This is a genomic window from Microbacterium sediminis (assembly GCF_004564075.1).
GTDB classification, from domain to species: Bacteria; Actinomycetota; Actinomycetes; order Actinomycetales; family Microbacteriaceae; genus Microbacterium; species Microbacterium sediminis.
In genome coordinates, this window is the sequence record NZ_CP038256.1 from 2,736,945 (window position 1) to 2,750,382 (window position 13,438).

Here is a 13,438-nt window from a genome sequence, read left to right on the forward strand (position 1 = left end):
CGCAGCCGCGAAGCGGCGGAGTCGAGACCAAGGCCCGAGCCCGTCGGGGTCACGCCCGCGATGCGCCGCAACCCCTCACGGCTCGTCGACCGGAGGCGCGCAGCGCCGGAGCGGAGACGGGTCGAGCGAGCGAGCGAAGCGAGTCGAGACCAAGGCCCGAGCCGTACGTCGTCACGGCGCGCGATGGGCCGCAACCCCTCACCGCTCGTCGACCGGAGGCGCGCAGCGCCGGAGCGGAGACGGGCCGAGCGCAGCCGCGAAGCGGCGGAGTCGAGACCAAGGCCCGAGCCGTCGGGGTCACGCCCGTGAGGGGCCGCAACCCCTCACCGCTCGTCGACCGGAGGCGCGCAGCGCCGGAGCGGAGACGGGCCGAGCGCAGCCGTGAAGCGGCGGAGTCGAGGCCTCGGCCCCAACCCGCCTATCGCGCGATCTCGAAGTTGTAGATGCCCGAGTCGAAGGCGTTGTAGCCGGGGTAGTCGACGAGGTCGTACAGGTCGGCGCGGTGCTGCATCTCGCCCAGGAGCCCGGTGAGGTGCCCGTCGGCGAGGAGCGTGTCGAGGGCGCGCTCGGCCGATCCCATCGCCATGCGCAGCAGCGACACCGGCCAGATCACGAGGCGGGCGCCGGCCTCGCGCAGCTGATCGACCGTGAACAGCTCGCTCTTGCCGAACTCGGTCATGTTGGCCAGCACGGGCACGTCCAGCGCCGCGCTGACCGCCTCGAACTCCGCGAGGTCCCTCATCGCCTCGGCGAAGATCATGTCGGCCCCGGCCTCGACCAGCTTGCGCGCCCGGTCGATGGTCGCCTCGAGCCCGGCGATCGCGCGGATGTCGGTGCGGGCGATGATCACGAAGTTCTCGTCGCGGCGCGCGTCGGCGGCGGCGCGGATCCGCTGCAGGGCGGTGTGCTCGTCGACGACCTCCTTGCCGTCGAGGTGGCCGCAGCGCTTGGGGTTCACCTGGTCCTCGATGTGGCAGCCCGCCACCCCGGCGTCCTCGAGCGTCTGGATGCTGCGGGCGACGTTCATGGTCTCGCCGAAGCCGGTGTCGGCGTCGACGATCACCGGCAGGTCGGTCATCCTGGCGATCTGCCCCGCGCGCGTCGCGACCTCGGTGAGGGTCGTCAGCCCGATGTCGGGCAGGCCGAGGTCGGCGGCGATCACGGCGCCCGAGACGTAGACGCCGTCGAAGCCCTTGCGCTCGATGAGCCGCGCCGAGAGTGGGTTGAAGGCGCCGGGGAAGCGGAGGATCTCACCCGAGGCGATCCGCTCGCGGAAGGCGCGGCGCTTCTCGTGCGCGGGAACGGAGGAGTAGAGCATCAGAACAGACCCTTCGGGCGGGGCGCGGCCTCGAGCAGGCCGGGCGTGGCGACGATCGTGAGCCGGCGCACCTCGTCGGCGGTCAGCTCGGGCAGGCGCTGGGCGAGGTCGAGGAAGCGCTCGATCTCGGCCGGCTCCAGGGCGGGCTCGGCCAGCAGGCGGAACTTGCGGACGTAGTCCGCGCGGGCGAACGGCCGAGCGCCCAGGGGATGGGCGTCGGCCACGGCGATCTCCTCGACGATCGTCGAGCCGTCGGCCAGGCGGATCTCCACGCGTCCGCCGAAGGCCTTCTCGTCCGGGTCCTCGGAGTGGTAGCGGCGCGTCCACTCGTCGTCGAGGGCCGAGGTGACCTTGTGCCACAGCTCGACCGTGTCGGGGCGCTGGGCGCGCTCGGGCGCGTACGAGTCGACGTGGTGCCAGCCGCCGTCCTGCAGCGCGACGGTGAAGATGTAGGGAATCGAGTGATCGAGCGTCTCACGCGAGGCCGTCGGGTCGTACTTCTGCGGGTCGCCCGAGCCGGAGCCGATCACGACGTGGGTGTGGTGGCTCGTGTGCAGCACGATCGCCTCGACGTTGCGGGGGTCGCGGATCTCGGGGCGCTCGGTGCCGAGGCGGCGGGCGAGGTCGATCCACGCCTGCGCCTGGTACTCGGCCGAGTGCTCCTTGGTGTACGAGTCGAGGATCGCCCGCTTGGCCTCGCCGGGGGCGGGCAGCGGCACCTCGTACCGGCCTTCGGGGCCGTCGAGCAGCCAGGCGATCACGCCGTCCTCGCCCTCGTAGATCGGCGACGGCGAGGTCTGGCCGCGCATCGCGCGGTCGACGGCCTCGACCGCCATCTTGCCGGCGAAGGCCGGGGCGTGCGCCTTCCACGTGGAGATCTCGCCCTTGCGGCTCTGCCGGGTGGCGGTGGTGGTGTGCAGCGCCTGCCCGACCGCCTGGTAGATCACCTCGGGGTCCAGGCCGAGCATCGTGCCGATGCCCGCGGCGGCCGACGGGCCGAGGTGGGCGACGTGGTCGATCTTGTGCCGGTGCAGGCTGATCGCGCGCACGAGGTCCATCTGGATCTCGTACCCGGTCGCGATGCCGCGCAGCACGGCGCGGCCGTCGGCGCCGACGTGCTGGCCCACCGCGAGGATCGGCGGGATGTTGTCGCCCGGATGCGAGTACTCGGCCGCGAGGAAGGTGTCGTGGTAGTCGAGCTCGCGCACGGCCACGCCGTTGGCCCACGCCGCCCACTCCGGGCTCGTGAGGGTCTCGAGCGGGCAGCCGAACACGGTCGCGCCGCGCCCGCCGGTCGAGACCGGGTGGCTGAGCGCCTGCGCGCGGGCGGAGTTGATCGGGCCGCGCGTGAGCGACGCCGCGGCGACGGCGGCGTTGTCGATCACCCGGTTGATCACCATCTCGGCCACGTCCGCGTCGACCTCCACCGGGTCGGCGGCGACCTCCGCGATCTTCCACGCGAGCTGCTCCTCGCGGGGGAGCGGCTCGTCCGATCGATAGGTGCGGACGGGATGGATGACGGTCATGATCGGCCTTCCGAGAGGGTGTCGAGGGCGTCCGGCGGCGCCGCGTCGGGGGCTCGCCGCCCCGCGGGGGCGTCGGCGAGCGCTCGTGCCACCCCTCGATTGTCGCGTATCGGCGCCGACCGGGCCGCGCGCCCGCCCCGCGGAATCCACCGCCCGGGGGAGGAATCGGGGGGCGCGGATCCCTACGGTGGAGGGATGACCGCCGTTTCCGATGCGCCCGCGCGCCCGCGCGAGCTCGGCCCGAGCACGCCGCTGCGCCACCCGGTGACGCCGCGCGAGCTGCGGCTCGACGCGATCCTCGCCGCCGTGATGTTCGTCGCCGCGATCGTCAGCGGCGCGCTGTCGTCGATCTCGCAGTTCTACGGCGACGAGACCGCCGATCTCGTGTGGACGATCCCGCTCGCCGTGTTCACCACGCTCCCACTCGCGCTGCGCCGGCGCTTCCCCGTCACCGTCGCCGTGGTGATCTGCGCCGCCTACTTCGTCGGCGTCGAGCTGCGCGTGCCCGAGGCCTTCGTGAGCAACGTGGCCATGTTCATCGCCATCCACACGATCGGCGCCTGGCTCGACGATCGCCGCCGCGCCTTCCGGGCGCGCACGATCATCGTCGTGGCGATGTTCCTGTGGATGCTCGTGAGCACGTTCCGCTCGGTGACCACCGCCGCCGAGGACTCGCCCGAGCTCACCGCCGGCGCGTTCTCGCCGATGCTCGCGTACCTGCTCATCCAGTGGCTCATCAACGTGGCGTACTTCGGGGGAGCGTGGTTCCTGGGCGACCACGCGTATCGTGCCGCCCTCGATCGCCAGGCGCTGCGCGACCTCACGGCCCGGCTGGAGGAGGAGCGCGAGATCTCGGCCGCCCAGGCGGTGGCGCTCGACCGCATCCGGATCGCGCGCGAGCTGCACGACGTGGTCGGCCACCACGTGTCGGTGATGGGCGTGCAGGCCGGCGCGGCCCGCACGGTGCTCGCGACCGACCCGCGCGCGGCCGAGCAGATGCTGCGCGGCGTGGAGGATGCGGCGCGCGCGGCGATCGACGAGCTGCATCAGCTGCTCGGCACCCTGCGCCCGCACGAGGACGAGGGCGAGACGCCGGCCTCCGCGCTGCGGCTCGAGGGCCTGGCGGAGCTCGCGCGCGCCATGACGGCGGCGGGCACCCCCACGGCGTTCGACGTGGTCGGCGAGCCCCGTCCGGTGCCGGACCTCGTGCACGTGAACCTCTACCGCATCGCGCAGGAGGCCCTCACGAACGCGCGCCGCCACGGCGGGCCCGACGTCACGGCCGAGATCCGGCTGCGCTACGAGCCCGACGCCGTGGAGCTCGAGGTCACCAACACCGGCTGGGTCCGCGCGGGCGCGCGGCCGGGCATCGGCCAGCTCGGCATGCGCGAGCGCGCCACGGCCGTGGGCGGCACCCTCGAGCTCGGCCCGCGGCACACCCTCGGCAGCACCGAGCGCACCGGCTACCTCGTGCGCGTGCGCGTGCCGATCGTGGGAGGCGCCGCGTGACGCGCGTGCTGATCGTCGACGACCACGCCGCGATGCGGGCGGGGTTCCGGGTGATCCTCGAGGCCTCCGGGTTCGACGTGGTGGGCGAGGCCGCCACCGGGGCGGAGGCGGCCGATGCGGTGGCCGAGGCACGCCCCGATGTCATCTGCATGGACGTGCAGATGCCGGACATGGACGGGATCGAGGCGACGCGGCGGATCCTCGCCCGCGCCGCGGCCGAGGAGGCTCCCGCGCCGCGCATCCTGATCGTCACCACCTTCGATCGCGACGACCACCTGTTCGCCGCTCTCGATGCCGGTGCCAGCGGGTTCCTGCTCAAGAACGCCGGTCCGGAGCAGCTGGTCGGCGCCGTCCGCGTCGTCGCGGCGGGAGACGCGCTGCTCGCCCCCGAGGTCACGCGGCGGGTGATCGAACGGTTCGCCCCGGCACCCGCGAGTGATCATTCCGACGCGCGCATATACGGCGAGCTCACCGAGCGCGAGACCGAGGTCCTGCGCCTGCTCGCCCAGGCGCTGAGCAACGCCGAGATCGCGCAGCGCCTGTACATCGGCGAGGCGACCGTCAAGACGCATGTGTCGAACATCCTGCTCAAGCTCGGCGTCCGCGATCGCGTGGCCGCCGTGGTCCACGCCCACCGCCACGGCCTCGCCTGACGGGTCCGACCCACGCGAAACGCCCCGGGCCGAAGCCCGGGGCGTTTCGCGGAGGGGATCAGGCGTAGGCCTTCTCCACCCGGCCGACGAGGCCGAGGAACGTGTCGACGAACGACTGCAGGAAGGCCTTGGTGCCCTCGTTGGTGATCTCGCCGCCCTCGATGAGGCCCGGGGTCACCTGGATGAAGCCCTCGGGCTGGCCCATGACGATCGCGTCGACGTGCGAGAGCACCGACTTGAGGTGCTGCTGGCCCGCGGCGGTCGCGATGCCACCCGGCGAGCCGCCGAGCACGGCGACGGGCTTGCGGCTGAACGACATGTTGCCGTAGGGGCGGGCCGACCACTCGATGGCGTTCTTGAGCACGCCGGGGATGGAGCGGTTGTACTCCGGGGTGACGATGAGCACGCCGTCGACGCCCTCGATCGCGGCCTTGAAGTCGGTGCCGACCTGCGGGAAGTCCGCGTCGTAGTCGGGCGAGTAGAACGGGAGGTCCTTGATCGGGATCTCCACGACCTCGACGCCCTCCGGCACGAGCTTCACGACAGCCTCCGCGAGCTGCCGGTTCAGCGAGGTGCTGCTGATGCTGCCGACGATGTAGCCGATCTTCGTCACGGTGAGTACTCCTGAGTTCAGGGGGAAGTCCGATCGGCGGGTCGCCGATCCATGCGGATGAAAGGAGTTCGCGGGTCCCATTATTCCCGCGCGCGCCGATCCGTCCGCCGCTTCCCTCGCACGGGGGAGGGGCGAGGATCCGTCCCGCGGCGGATGTGCCGCCCCGCCGCCGCTTCCTAGTCTGAGGGCAGGATCACGGAAGGATCGACATGCTGCGACTGCAGGGGATCACCAAGAGCTACGGGGAGCGGAGGGCGCTCGACGGCGTCACCTTCGACGTCTCGCCCGGGCGCCTGACCGGTTTCGTCGGCGGCAACGGCGCGGGCAAGACCACGACCATGCGCATCGTGCTGGGCCTGCTCGCGCGCGACGCGGGCACGGTCGAGCTCGACGGCGCCGGGCTGACGGCCGCCGACCGCCGCCTGTTCGGCTACATGCCCGAGGAGCGCGGCCTGTACCCGAAGATGAAGGTGCTCGACCAGATCGTGTACCTCGCGCGCCTGCACGGCTTCGGACGCGCCGAGTCGGTCCGCCGCGCGACGGAGATCCTCGAGCGGCTCGGCCTGCAGGAGCGGCTGAACGACAACGTCGAGGCCCTCTCGCTCGGCAACCAGCAGCGGGCGCAGATCGCCGCCGCGCTCGTGCACGACCCCGAGGTGCTCATCCTCGACGAGCCGTTCTCGGGCCTCGACCCGCTCGCGGTGGAGGTGGTCGCCGGTGTGCTGCAGGAGCGGGCCGCCGGGGGAGCGGCCGTGCTGTTCTCGTCGCATCAGCTCGACGTGGTCGAGCGCCTCTGCGACGACCTCGTGATCATCGCCGGCGGCCGGGTGCGGGCCTCCGGCTCGCGCGAGGCGCTGCGCGCGGAGCACGCCACGCGCCGGTTCGAGCTGGTCTCGGGCCACGACGCCGGCTGGATCCGCGACGAGCCGGGCGTGGAGGTGCTCGAGTTCGACGGCGGCTACGCCCTGTTCGAGGCGATCGACGACGCGGCCGCGCAGCGCGTGCTGCAGCGGGCCGTGGCCCGCGGCGACGTCGCCAGCTTCACCCCGCAGCAACCCTCGCTCTCGCAGATCTTCAAGGAGGTCATCCAGTGAACGCCGCACCCGCGCCGCTGACGGCCGCACAGGGCACCTGGCTCGTCGCCGAGCGCGACATCATGGGCCGCCTGCGCAGCAAGTCGTTCCTCATCTCGACGCTCATCACGCTGCTGATCGCGGTGGGCGGGATCGTCGTCATGGGCATCATCAGCTCCACGGGGGGCGGCACGCCCGTCGCCGCAACCGCCGACGCGGCCGCGCTGCTGCCCGACACGGAGGCGCTCGAGGTGACGCAGGTCGCTGATCGCGCCGAGGGCGAGCAGCTGGTGCGCGACGGCGACGTCGACGCGCTCGTGATGGCGGCGACCGACTCGCCGACCGGAGTGGAGATCGTCGCGCTCACCGAGCCGCCCTCCGACGTCGTCGCGCTGCTGTCGGTCGCGCCCGAGGTCACCCTGCTCGAGGACCCCGGGGTGCCCTACGGCCTGCGCTACGTCCTCGGCATGATCTTCGGCATCGCGTTCATGGGCACCGCGCTGAGCTTCGCGATGCCGATCTCGACCGCGGTGGTGGAGGAGAAGCAGACGCGCGTGATCGAGATCCTCATCTCCACGATCCCCGCCCGCGTGCTGCTGGCGGGCAAGGTGCTCGGCAACCTCGTGCTGGCGATGGGGCAGATCCTGCTCATCATCGCCGCGGCGACGATCGCCCTCGCCGTGACGGGCCAGTCCGACATCCTCCGCGACGTCGGCGCGCCCATGGCGTGGTTCGCGGTGTTCTTCCTCTTCGGCTTCCCGCTGCTGTCGGCCATGTTCGCCGCCGCCGGCGCGATGGTGTCGCGTCAGGAGGACATCAGCCCGACCGTCATGCCGATCATGTACCTCGTGATGATCCCGTACTTCCTCGCGGTGTTCCTCGGCGGCAACCCGATCGTGATGACGATCATGTCGTACGTGCCGTTCTCGGCGCCGGTGGCGATGCCGATCCGGCTGTACTTCGACGAGGCGCTGTGGTGGGAGCCGATCATCTCGCTCGTGATCATGGCGGCCACCGCCGTGGCGATCGTGCTGCTGGGCGCGCGGATCTACGAGAACTCGCTGCTGCGCATGGGCGGGCGGGTCAAGCTCGCCGAGGCGCTGAAGGCCTGACGCCGCAGATGCCGAGGGGCTCCGACCGGTCGCGGTCGGAGCCCCTCGTGCGTCGGGCGCGTCAGTCGATCGACAGCGCGTCGATCGTCTCGCCCAGCGTGGCCGAGGTGAAGTCCTCGGCGGGGCAGGACAGGTAGGCGTACATCGTCGCGCCCGAGTCGACAAGGCTGCGGAAGTACCAGCGCTCGAGGTACTCCGACCCGTCGCTCCACGTGAGCGTGGAGTCGAACGTGGCGAACTCGATCGTGCCGGCCGAGGACTCCAGCGCGACGGAGCCGACCTCGGTGAACTGCTCGTCGACGATCTCGGTGCCCATGCCGATCTCCTCGAAGTACGCGGGGAAGTCCGCCGCCGTGGCCGCCGCGTCGTCGGCCGCGGCCGGGTCGGCGCCGTAGAGATCCATCGTCTGCGCCTCGAACACGCACGAGTCGGTCTCGTGCTCGGCGAAGGTGTAGAAGTCGTCCTGATCGGAGACGCTCCAGCCCTCGAGCCCCGGCACCGCGAAGGCCAGCTCGAGCGGCGCGTCCATGACGGCGGTGAGCGGATAGTCGGCGCTCGCGCTGCCCGCGCCGGTGTCGCCGGTGCCGGTGTCGCCGGTGTCGGTGTCGCTCGTGCCCGTGTCCTCGCCGGGGCCGGCCGTCTCGGTGTACGGCATGACGAGGTTGATCACGGCCACCACGGCGACGACCGCGCCCAGCACGACGACGGCACCCACGCCGATCGTCCACCAGGCCCACGTGGGCATGCCCTTCCGCTTGGCGGGCTGCGCGGCCGCGCCGTAGGGCTGCGTGCCGTACGGAGCGGGCTGGGACCCATAGGCCGCCGGCTGCGGCGCGCCGTACGCGGGCTGCGTGCCGTACGGGCCCGGCTGCTGGCCGTACGGCGCCGCGGGCTGCCCGGTGGGCTGAGCCGCCGGCTGGCCGGTGGGCTGCGCGCCGTAGGGAGCGGTGGGCTGGGCGCCGTAGGCGGCGGGCTGCTGCCCGGAGGCGGCGGGCGCGGGCTGCTGCGGCGCCGCCGGGTCGTGCGGCGTGCCGGGCGTCGCCCGGGCGGCATACGGGTCGTACGACCCACCCTGCGCGGCGCGGGCCGCGTACGGGTCGTGCGGCGCGGCCGGGGCCGCCTGCGGCGCGGCCGGCTGCTGCTCCCACGGCAGCGGCGGCAGCGGCGGCATGCTCACCGGCGGCGTGGGCGCCCCGTTCTGATCGTTGTGCTGGCCGTCCTGTCCGGACAGCTCCGGCGTGGTCCCGCTCATGATGGTCCCCCTCTTCCCCCTCGAGTATTCCGCGCGGGAAGGGTCCGAGACAACGCGCACAGCGGGCAGGAGTCCCCACCGACGCCGTCGACGGGGGAGCGGGCTCCCGGCGCCCGACCGGTCAGGCCTCGGCGGGGCCCTGGCTCGTCACGGCGAGCTCGTCGCCCGATGCGGCCACGTCCACCCGCACGGCGTCGCCGTCGCGCACGCCGCCCGAGAGGATCGCGCGCGCCAGCCGATCCTGGATCTCCGTCTGGATGAGACGCCGCAGCGGACGGGCGCCGAACACCGGGTCGTAGCCGCGCTCGGCCAGCCACGCGCGCGCGTCGGGCGTGACGGCCAGCGTGAGGCGGCGATCGGCGAGGCGCGCCTGCAGCAGATCGACCTGCAGCTCCACGATCTGCGCCAGGTCGTCCTGGCTCAGCGCGTGGAACATCACGATGTCGTCGAGCCGGTTGATGAACTCCGGCTTGAACGCCGCGTGCACCAGCTGCATCACCTGATCGCGCTTGGTGTCGGGCGAGATCGTCGGGTCGACGAGGATGGGCGATCCGATGTTCGACGTGAGGATGAGGATGACGTTCTTGAAGTCGACCGTGCGGCCCTGCCCGTCGGTGAGGCGGCCGTCGTCCATGACCTGCAGGAGCACGTCGAACACCTCGGGGTGGGCCTTCTCGACCTCGTCGAGCAGCACCACGCTGTAGGGGCGGCGGCGGACGGCCTCGGTGAGCTGGCCGCCCTGGTCGTAGCCGACGTACCCCGGAGGGGCGCCGACGAGCCGGCTCACCGAGTGCTTCTCGCCGTACTCCGACATGTCGATGCGCACCATCGCCTGCTCGTCGTCGAAGAGGAACTCGGCGAGCGCCTTGGCCAGCTCGGTCTTGCCGACGCCGGTCGGGCCCAGGAACAGGAACGATCCGGTGGGGCGGTTCGGGTCGCTGATGCCGGCGCGCGATCGCCGCACGGCGTCGGCCACGGCGCGCACGGCGTCCTTCTGCCCGATGAGGCGCCGGCCCAGCTCCGACTCCAGGTGCAGCAGCTTCTCGGTCTCGCCCTGCATGAGCCGCCCCACGGGGATGCCGGTCCACGCCGCGATCACCTGGGCGATGTCCTCCTCGGTCACCTGATCGCCCACCATGCGCTCGTCGGACTGCTCCACGCGCTCGGCCTCGGCCAGCTCGCGCTCGAGCGCCGGGATCTCGCCGTACAGCAGGCGCGAGGCCTTCTCGAGGTTGCCCTCGCGCTGGGCGCGCTCGGACTCCACGCGCGCGGCGTCGAGCTTGGTCTTGAGGTCGCCGACCCGGTTGAGCGAGGCGCGCTCGGTCTCCCACCGCGCCTGCAGCCCGCCCAGGCGCTCCTCCTGCTCGGCGAGCGTCTCGCGCAGCTTCGCGAGACGCTCCTTGCTGGCGGGATCCTTTTCCTTCTTGAGGGCGAGCTCCTCGAGCTTGAGGCGATCGACGTGCCGGCGCAGCTCGTCGATCTCCAGCGGGGCGGAGTCGATCTCCATGCGCAACCGGCTGCCGGCCTCGTCGATGAGGTCGATCGCCTTGTCGGGCAGCTGGCGGCTCGGGATGTAGCGGTGGCTGAGCGACGCGGCCGCGACGAGCGCGCCGTCCGAGATCGCGACCTTGTGGTGCGCCTCGTAGCGCTCCTTGAGGCCGCGCAGGATCGCGATCGTGTCCTCGACGCTGGGCTCGCCCACGTACACCTGCTGGAAGCGGCGCTCGAGCGCGGCGTCCTTCTCGATGAACTCGCGGTACTCGTTGAGCGTCGTGGCGCCGATCATCCGCAGCTCGCCGCGGGCGAGCATCGGCTTGAGCATGTTGGCCGCGGCGACGGAGCCCTCGCCGCCGCCCGCGCCCATGAGCACGTGCAGCTCGTCGATGAACGTGATCACGCGGCCCTCGGACTCGGTGATCTCCTTGAGCACGTTCTTGAGGCGCTCCTCGAACTGGCCGCGGTACATCGCGCCGGCCACGAGCGCCGAGATGTCGAGGGCGATGAGCTCCTTGCCCTTGAGGCTCTCGGCCACGTCGCCCGCGACGATCCGCTGCGCGAGCCCCTCGACCACGGCCGTCTTGCCGACGCCGGGCTCGCCGATCAGCACCGGGTTGTTCTTCGTGCGGCGGGTGAGCACCTGGCTGACGCGCCGGATCTCGCTGTCGCGCCCGATGACGGGGTCGAGCTTGCCCGCGCGGGCGCGCTCGGTGAGGTTGATCCCGAACTGCGCGAGGGCGCTCTGCTCCTCCTGCTGCGGCTGCTCCGCCATGTCCCCTCCAATGATCCCGTGCGAACTTGAGTCGCTCTCACTCAACTTTAGCAACCGCACCGCCGCAGCGGAACCCCGCCCGACCCCGCGGCGCCGCGTCTTCACGCCGAGACTGCAGGCCTGCGCCGAAACAGCAGACGCTGCACGCTGTCTCGGCGCAAACCTGCAGTCTCGCGGATCACGGCCGGCCGCAGCCGCCGCCCGCGTCAGGCCAGCGCGAGCTCGGCCGCGGGCTCGTCCACGCAGGCGAAGCGCGCGCGGTAGGCGGTGGGGCTCGTGCCCAGGGCGCGAGCGAAGTTCTGCCGCAGCACCGCCGCCGAGCCGAAACCGCATTCGGCCGCGATCCGGTCGAGGCCCCAGTCCGTGCGCTCCAGCAGACGCTGCGCCTGCAGCACGCGCTGGCGGGCCAGCCACGCCGCGGGGGTCGTGCCGTGATCGGCCTTGAAGCGCCGGGCGAAGGTTCGCGGCGACATGTGGGCGTGGGCGGCGAGGTCCTCGACCGAGAGCTCGCGCTGCAGGTTCGCGATCGCCCAGTCGAGCGTCGGCGACAGCGACATGCCCTGCGCCTCGGGCAGGGGGTGGAGGATGAACTGCGCCTGACCGCCGTCGCGCTGCGGCGCGACCACCATGCGCCGGGCGACGATGTTCGTCAGCTCGGCGCCGATCTCCTGCCGCAGCAGGTGCAGGCAGGCGTCGATCCCCGCCGCCGTTCCGGCGCTCGTGATGATGCGCCCCTCCTGCACGTAGAGCACATCGGGATCGATCGTCACGCGCGGATAGCGCCGGGCCATCTCGTCGGCGTACATCCAGTGCGTCGTCGCGCGCTTGCCGTCGAGCACGCCCGCGGCGCCGAGGGTGAACGAGCCGCTGCACACGCTCAGCACCCAGGCGCCGCGCTCGACGGCGCGGCGCACGACGTCGATCACCCGCGGGTCCACGTGGTCCCAGTACGGATGCGGGGTCGCGGTGACGACGACCACGTCGGCCTCGTCGGCGAACGACAGGTCGTTGTCGATCTGCAGCGAGAAGCCCATCTTCGTGCGGACCAGGCCGGGATCGGGCGTGACGGGGCGGAAGTCGAACGTGGGCACGCCCTGATCCGAGCGATCGAGGCCGAACGCCTCGCAGACCACGCCGAACTCGAACACCGCGGCCCCGTCGAGCACGATGCAGGCGACCTTCTGGATCATCGATCCTCCCGTTGGCAGAAGTCCTGCGACCGGCGGCGATCGTCGTGGCAGGAATCCGTTGGATTGCGTCGATCCTGCCACTCGTGGCCGGATCAGCGCAACCGTAGCTTTTCGGTCATGAGCGTTCTCCTCGGGATCATCGTCATCGCGGTCGTCGTCGCCAGCGTCGCGGCCACCCTCTGGGTGCTGCCCAACGACGGGTACGGCCAGCGGGTGTTCGGCACCGATGACTGGGCGCACCGCCCGGATCACGCCCCTCGGATCGACAGCTGACCGGCTCACACCGGATTCAGCTCGCCCCGGCAGTTCGGGCAGCGACCGTCGGGGAACGTCGCCACGCACGCGGCGCACCAGGTGCAGGCGAACGAGCACGCGAGAAACGGCCCCTCCGCGCCGTCGCAGCGCTGACAGACGGTCACCGCACGCCCGCGGTCAGCGGATCGACCGGGCCGCGCCGCTCGCCCTCATCCGTCACGACCGGGTACCCCTCGCGCGCCCAGTACTCGAAGCCGCCGATCATCAGGCGCACGTCGTACCCGAGCTCGGCGAACGCCAACGCCGCCTTGTCGCCGCCGTTGCAGCCCGGGCTCCAGCAGTACACGACCACGGCCGTGCCCGCGGGGATCTCGGCGGCGGCGCGCGCCGGGATCTCGCGGGTGGGCAGGTGGATCGCGCCCTTCGCGCGCCCCTGCGCCCACGCCTCGGCCGAGCGCGTGTCGACGAGCACGAAGGCCTCCCCGGCCTTCTGCGCGGCGTACACGTCGGCGGGATCGGTCTCGACCGCGAGCTTGGCGCGGTAGTGGGCGGCGATGTCGGCGGGAGTCGTCATGCTCGAACGGTAGGCGGCCGCCGCGATCGGCGGGGGCCCCTGCCGCGCACTTGGCAGGATCCGGGCGAACAGTGGCAGGGCGTGCCCCGCGGGG

13 protein-coding genes are annotated in these 13,438 nt (G+C 72.2%); 5 read left to right on the forward strand and 8 right to left on the reverse strand.

Annotated elements, in window-relative coordinates:
* Nucleotides 1-418: 418 nt before the first annotated feature.
* Nucleotides 419-1,318, reverse strand: a complete 900-nt coding sequence (prpB, locus tag E3O41_RS13055) for a methylisocitrate lyase (RefSeq protein WP_135012585.1) — start codon at nucleotides 1,316-1,318, stop codon at nucleotides 419-421.
* Nucleotides 1,318-2,844 (reverse strand): MmgE/PrpD family protein, encoded by a 1,527-nt coding sequence (locus E3O41_RS13060; protein ID WP_135012587.1) that lies wholly within the window; start codon nucleotides 2,842-2,844, stop codon nucleotides 1,318-1,320. The genes prpB and E3O41_RS13060 overlap by 1 nt, the downstream gene beginning before the upstream one ends.
* A gap of 195 nt (nucleotides 2,845-3,039) precedes the next feature.
* Here E3O41_RS13060 and E3O41_RS13065 point away from each other — a divergent pair, with 195 nt between their 5' ends.
* Together E3O41_RS13065 and E3O41_RS13070 are read left to right on the forward strand one after the other, a co-directional pair.
* The gene (locus E3O41_RS13065; RefSeq protein ID WP_083990984.1) at nucleotides 3,040-4,353 is read left to right on the forward strand and encodes a sensor histidine kinase; all 1,314 of its coding nucleotides are present in this window, start codon (nucleotides 3,040-3,042) and stop codon (nucleotides 4,351-4,353) included.
* Nucleotides 4,354-4,385: 32 nt separating this feature from the next.
* The gene (locus E3O41_RS13070; protein WP_240482448.1) at nucleotides 4,386-5,006 is read left to right on the forward strand and encodes a response regulator; all 621 of its coding nucleotides are present in this window, start codon (nucleotides 4,386-4,388) and stop codon (nucleotides 5,004-5,006) included.
* Between the two features lie 58 nt (nucleotides 5,007-5,064).
* On the opposite strand, the gene E3O41_RS13075 is transcribed toward E3O41_RS13070, so the two are convergent.
* Entirely contained in the window at nucleotides 5,065-5,619 is a 555-nt protein-coding gene (locus E3O41_RS13075) for an NADPH-dependent FMN reductase (RefSeq protein WP_240482437.1), read from the reverse strand.
* 209 nt (nucleotides 5,620-5,828) lie between these two features.
* On the opposite strand from E3O41_RS13075, the gene E3O41_RS13080 reads away from it, so the two are divergent.
* Both E3O41_RS13080 and E3O41_RS13085 read left to right on the forward strand, forming a co-directional pair.
* The gene (locus tag E3O41_RS13080) at nucleotides 5,829-6,713 is read left to right on the forward strand and encodes an ABC transporter ATP-binding protein (RefSeq protein ID WP_135012589.1); all 885 of its coding nucleotides are present in this window, start codon (nucleotides 5,829-5,831) and stop codon (nucleotides 6,711-6,713) included.
* Nucleotides 6,710-7,804, forward strand: a complete 1,095-nt coding sequence (locus tag E3O41_RS13085; protein WP_067026968.1) for an ABC transporter permease — start codon at nucleotides 6,710-6,712, stop codon at nucleotides 7,802-7,804. Before E3O41_RS13080 ends, E3O41_RS13085 begins: the two co-directional genes overlap by 4 nt.
* Before the next feature lie 61 nt (nucleotides 7,805-7,865).
* Here E3O41_RS13085 and E3O41_RS13090 read toward each other — a convergent pair whose 3' ends face one another.
* The 3 genes from E3O41_RS13090 to E3O41_RS13100 all read right to left on the reverse strand — a co-directional run bounded on the left by E3O41_RS13090 (nucleotide 7,866) and on the right by E3O41_RS13100 (nucleotide 12,515).
* A complete protein-coding gene (locus tag E3O41_RS13090; RefSeq protein WP_135012591.1) occupies nucleotides 7,866-9,056 on the reverse strand; it encodes a hypothetical protein in 1,191 nt (396 codons plus the stop codon).
* A 121-nt stretch (nucleotides 9,057-9,177) separates the two neighbouring features.
* Nucleotides 9,178-11,325, reverse strand: a complete 2,148-nt coding sequence (locus tag E3O41_RS13095) for an ATP-dependent Clp protease ATP-binding subunit (RefSeq protein WP_135012593.1) — start codon at nucleotides 11,323-11,325, stop codon at nucleotides 9,178-9,180.
* A gap of 206 nt (nucleotides 11,326-11,531) precedes the next feature.
* Nucleotides 11,532-12,515 carry a GlxA family transcriptional regulator gene (locus E3O41_RS13100; RefSeq protein WP_067026972.1) on the reverse strand — a complete coding sequence of 328 codons (984 nt, stop codon included), beginning with the start codon at nucleotides 12,513-12,515 and terminating at the stop codon, nucleotides 11,532-11,534.
* A 117-nt stretch (nucleotides 12,516-12,632) separates the two neighbouring features.
* Between E3O41_RS13100 and E3O41_RS14185 the strand changes: the two genes are divergently transcribed.
* Nucleotides 12,633-12,788 carry a hypothetical protein gene (locus E3O41_RS14185; RefSeq protein ID WP_158231530.1) on the forward strand — a complete coding sequence of 52 codons (156 nt, stop codon included), beginning with the start codon at nucleotides 12,633-12,635 and terminating at the stop codon, nucleotides 12,786-12,788.
* A 5-nt stretch (nucleotides 12,789-12,793) separates the two neighbouring features.
* On the opposite strand, the gene E3O41_RS14540 is transcribed toward E3O41_RS14185, so the two are convergent.
* A complete protein-coding gene (locus E3O41_RS14540; RefSeq protein ID WP_083990987.1) occupies nucleotides 12,794-12,934 on the reverse strand; it encodes a DUF1272 domain-containing protein in 141 nt (46 codons plus the stop codon).
* Nucleotides 12,931-13,344 (reverse strand): rhodanese-like domain-containing protein, encoded by a 414-nt coding sequence (locus E3O41_RS13110; RefSeq protein WP_067026974.1) that lies wholly within the window; start codon nucleotides 13,342-13,344, stop codon nucleotides 12,931-12,933. The genes E3O41_RS14540 and E3O41_RS13110 overlap by 4 nt, the downstream gene beginning before the upstream one ends.
* Between the last annotated feature and the right edge of the window lie 94 nt (nucleotides 13,345-13,438).

Bases quoted from the DNA above. Each gene is read 5' to 3' on its own strand.
- prpB (WP_135012585.1), bottom strand. From the start codon at position 1,318: ATGCTCTACTCCTCCGTTCCCGCGCACGAGAAGCGCCGCGCCTTCCGC.
- E3O41_RS13060 (WP_135012587.1), bottom strand. From the start codon at position 2,844: ATGACCGTCATCCATCCCGTCCGCACCTATCGATCGGACGAGCCGCTC.
- E3O41_RS13065 (WP_083990984.1), top strand. From the start codon at position 3,040: ATGACCGCCGTTTCCGATGCGCCCGCGCGCCCGCGCGAGCTCGGCCCG.
- E3O41_RS13070 (WP_240482448.1), top strand. From the start codon at position 4,386: ATGCGGGCGGGGTTCCGGGTGATCCTCGAGGCCTCCGGGTTCGACGTG.
- E3O41_RS13080 (WP_135012589.1), top strand. From the start codon at position 5,829: ATGCTGCGACTGCAGGGGATCACCAAGAGCTACGGGGAGCGGAGGGCG.
- E3O41_RS13090 (WP_135012591.1), bottom strand. From the start codon at position 9,056: ATGAGCGGGACCACGCCGGAGCTGTCCGGACAGGACGGCCAGCACAAC.
- E3O41_RS13095 (WP_135012593.1), bottom strand. From the start codon at position 11,325: ATGGCGGAGCAGCCGCAGCAGGAGGAGCAGAGCGCCCTCGCGCAGTTC.
- E3O41_RS13100 (WP_067026972.1), bottom strand. From the start codon at position 12,515: ATGATCCAGAAGGTCGCCTGCATCGTGCTCGACGGGGCCGCGGTGTTC.
- E3O41_RS14185 (WP_158231530.1), top strand. From the start codon at position 12,633: ATGAGCGTTCTCCTCGGGATCATCGTCATCGCGGTCGTCGTCGCCAGC.
- E3O41_RS13110 (WP_067026974.1), bottom strand. From the start codon at position 13,344: ATGACGACTCCCGCCGACATCGCCGCCCACTACCGCGCCAAGCTCGCG.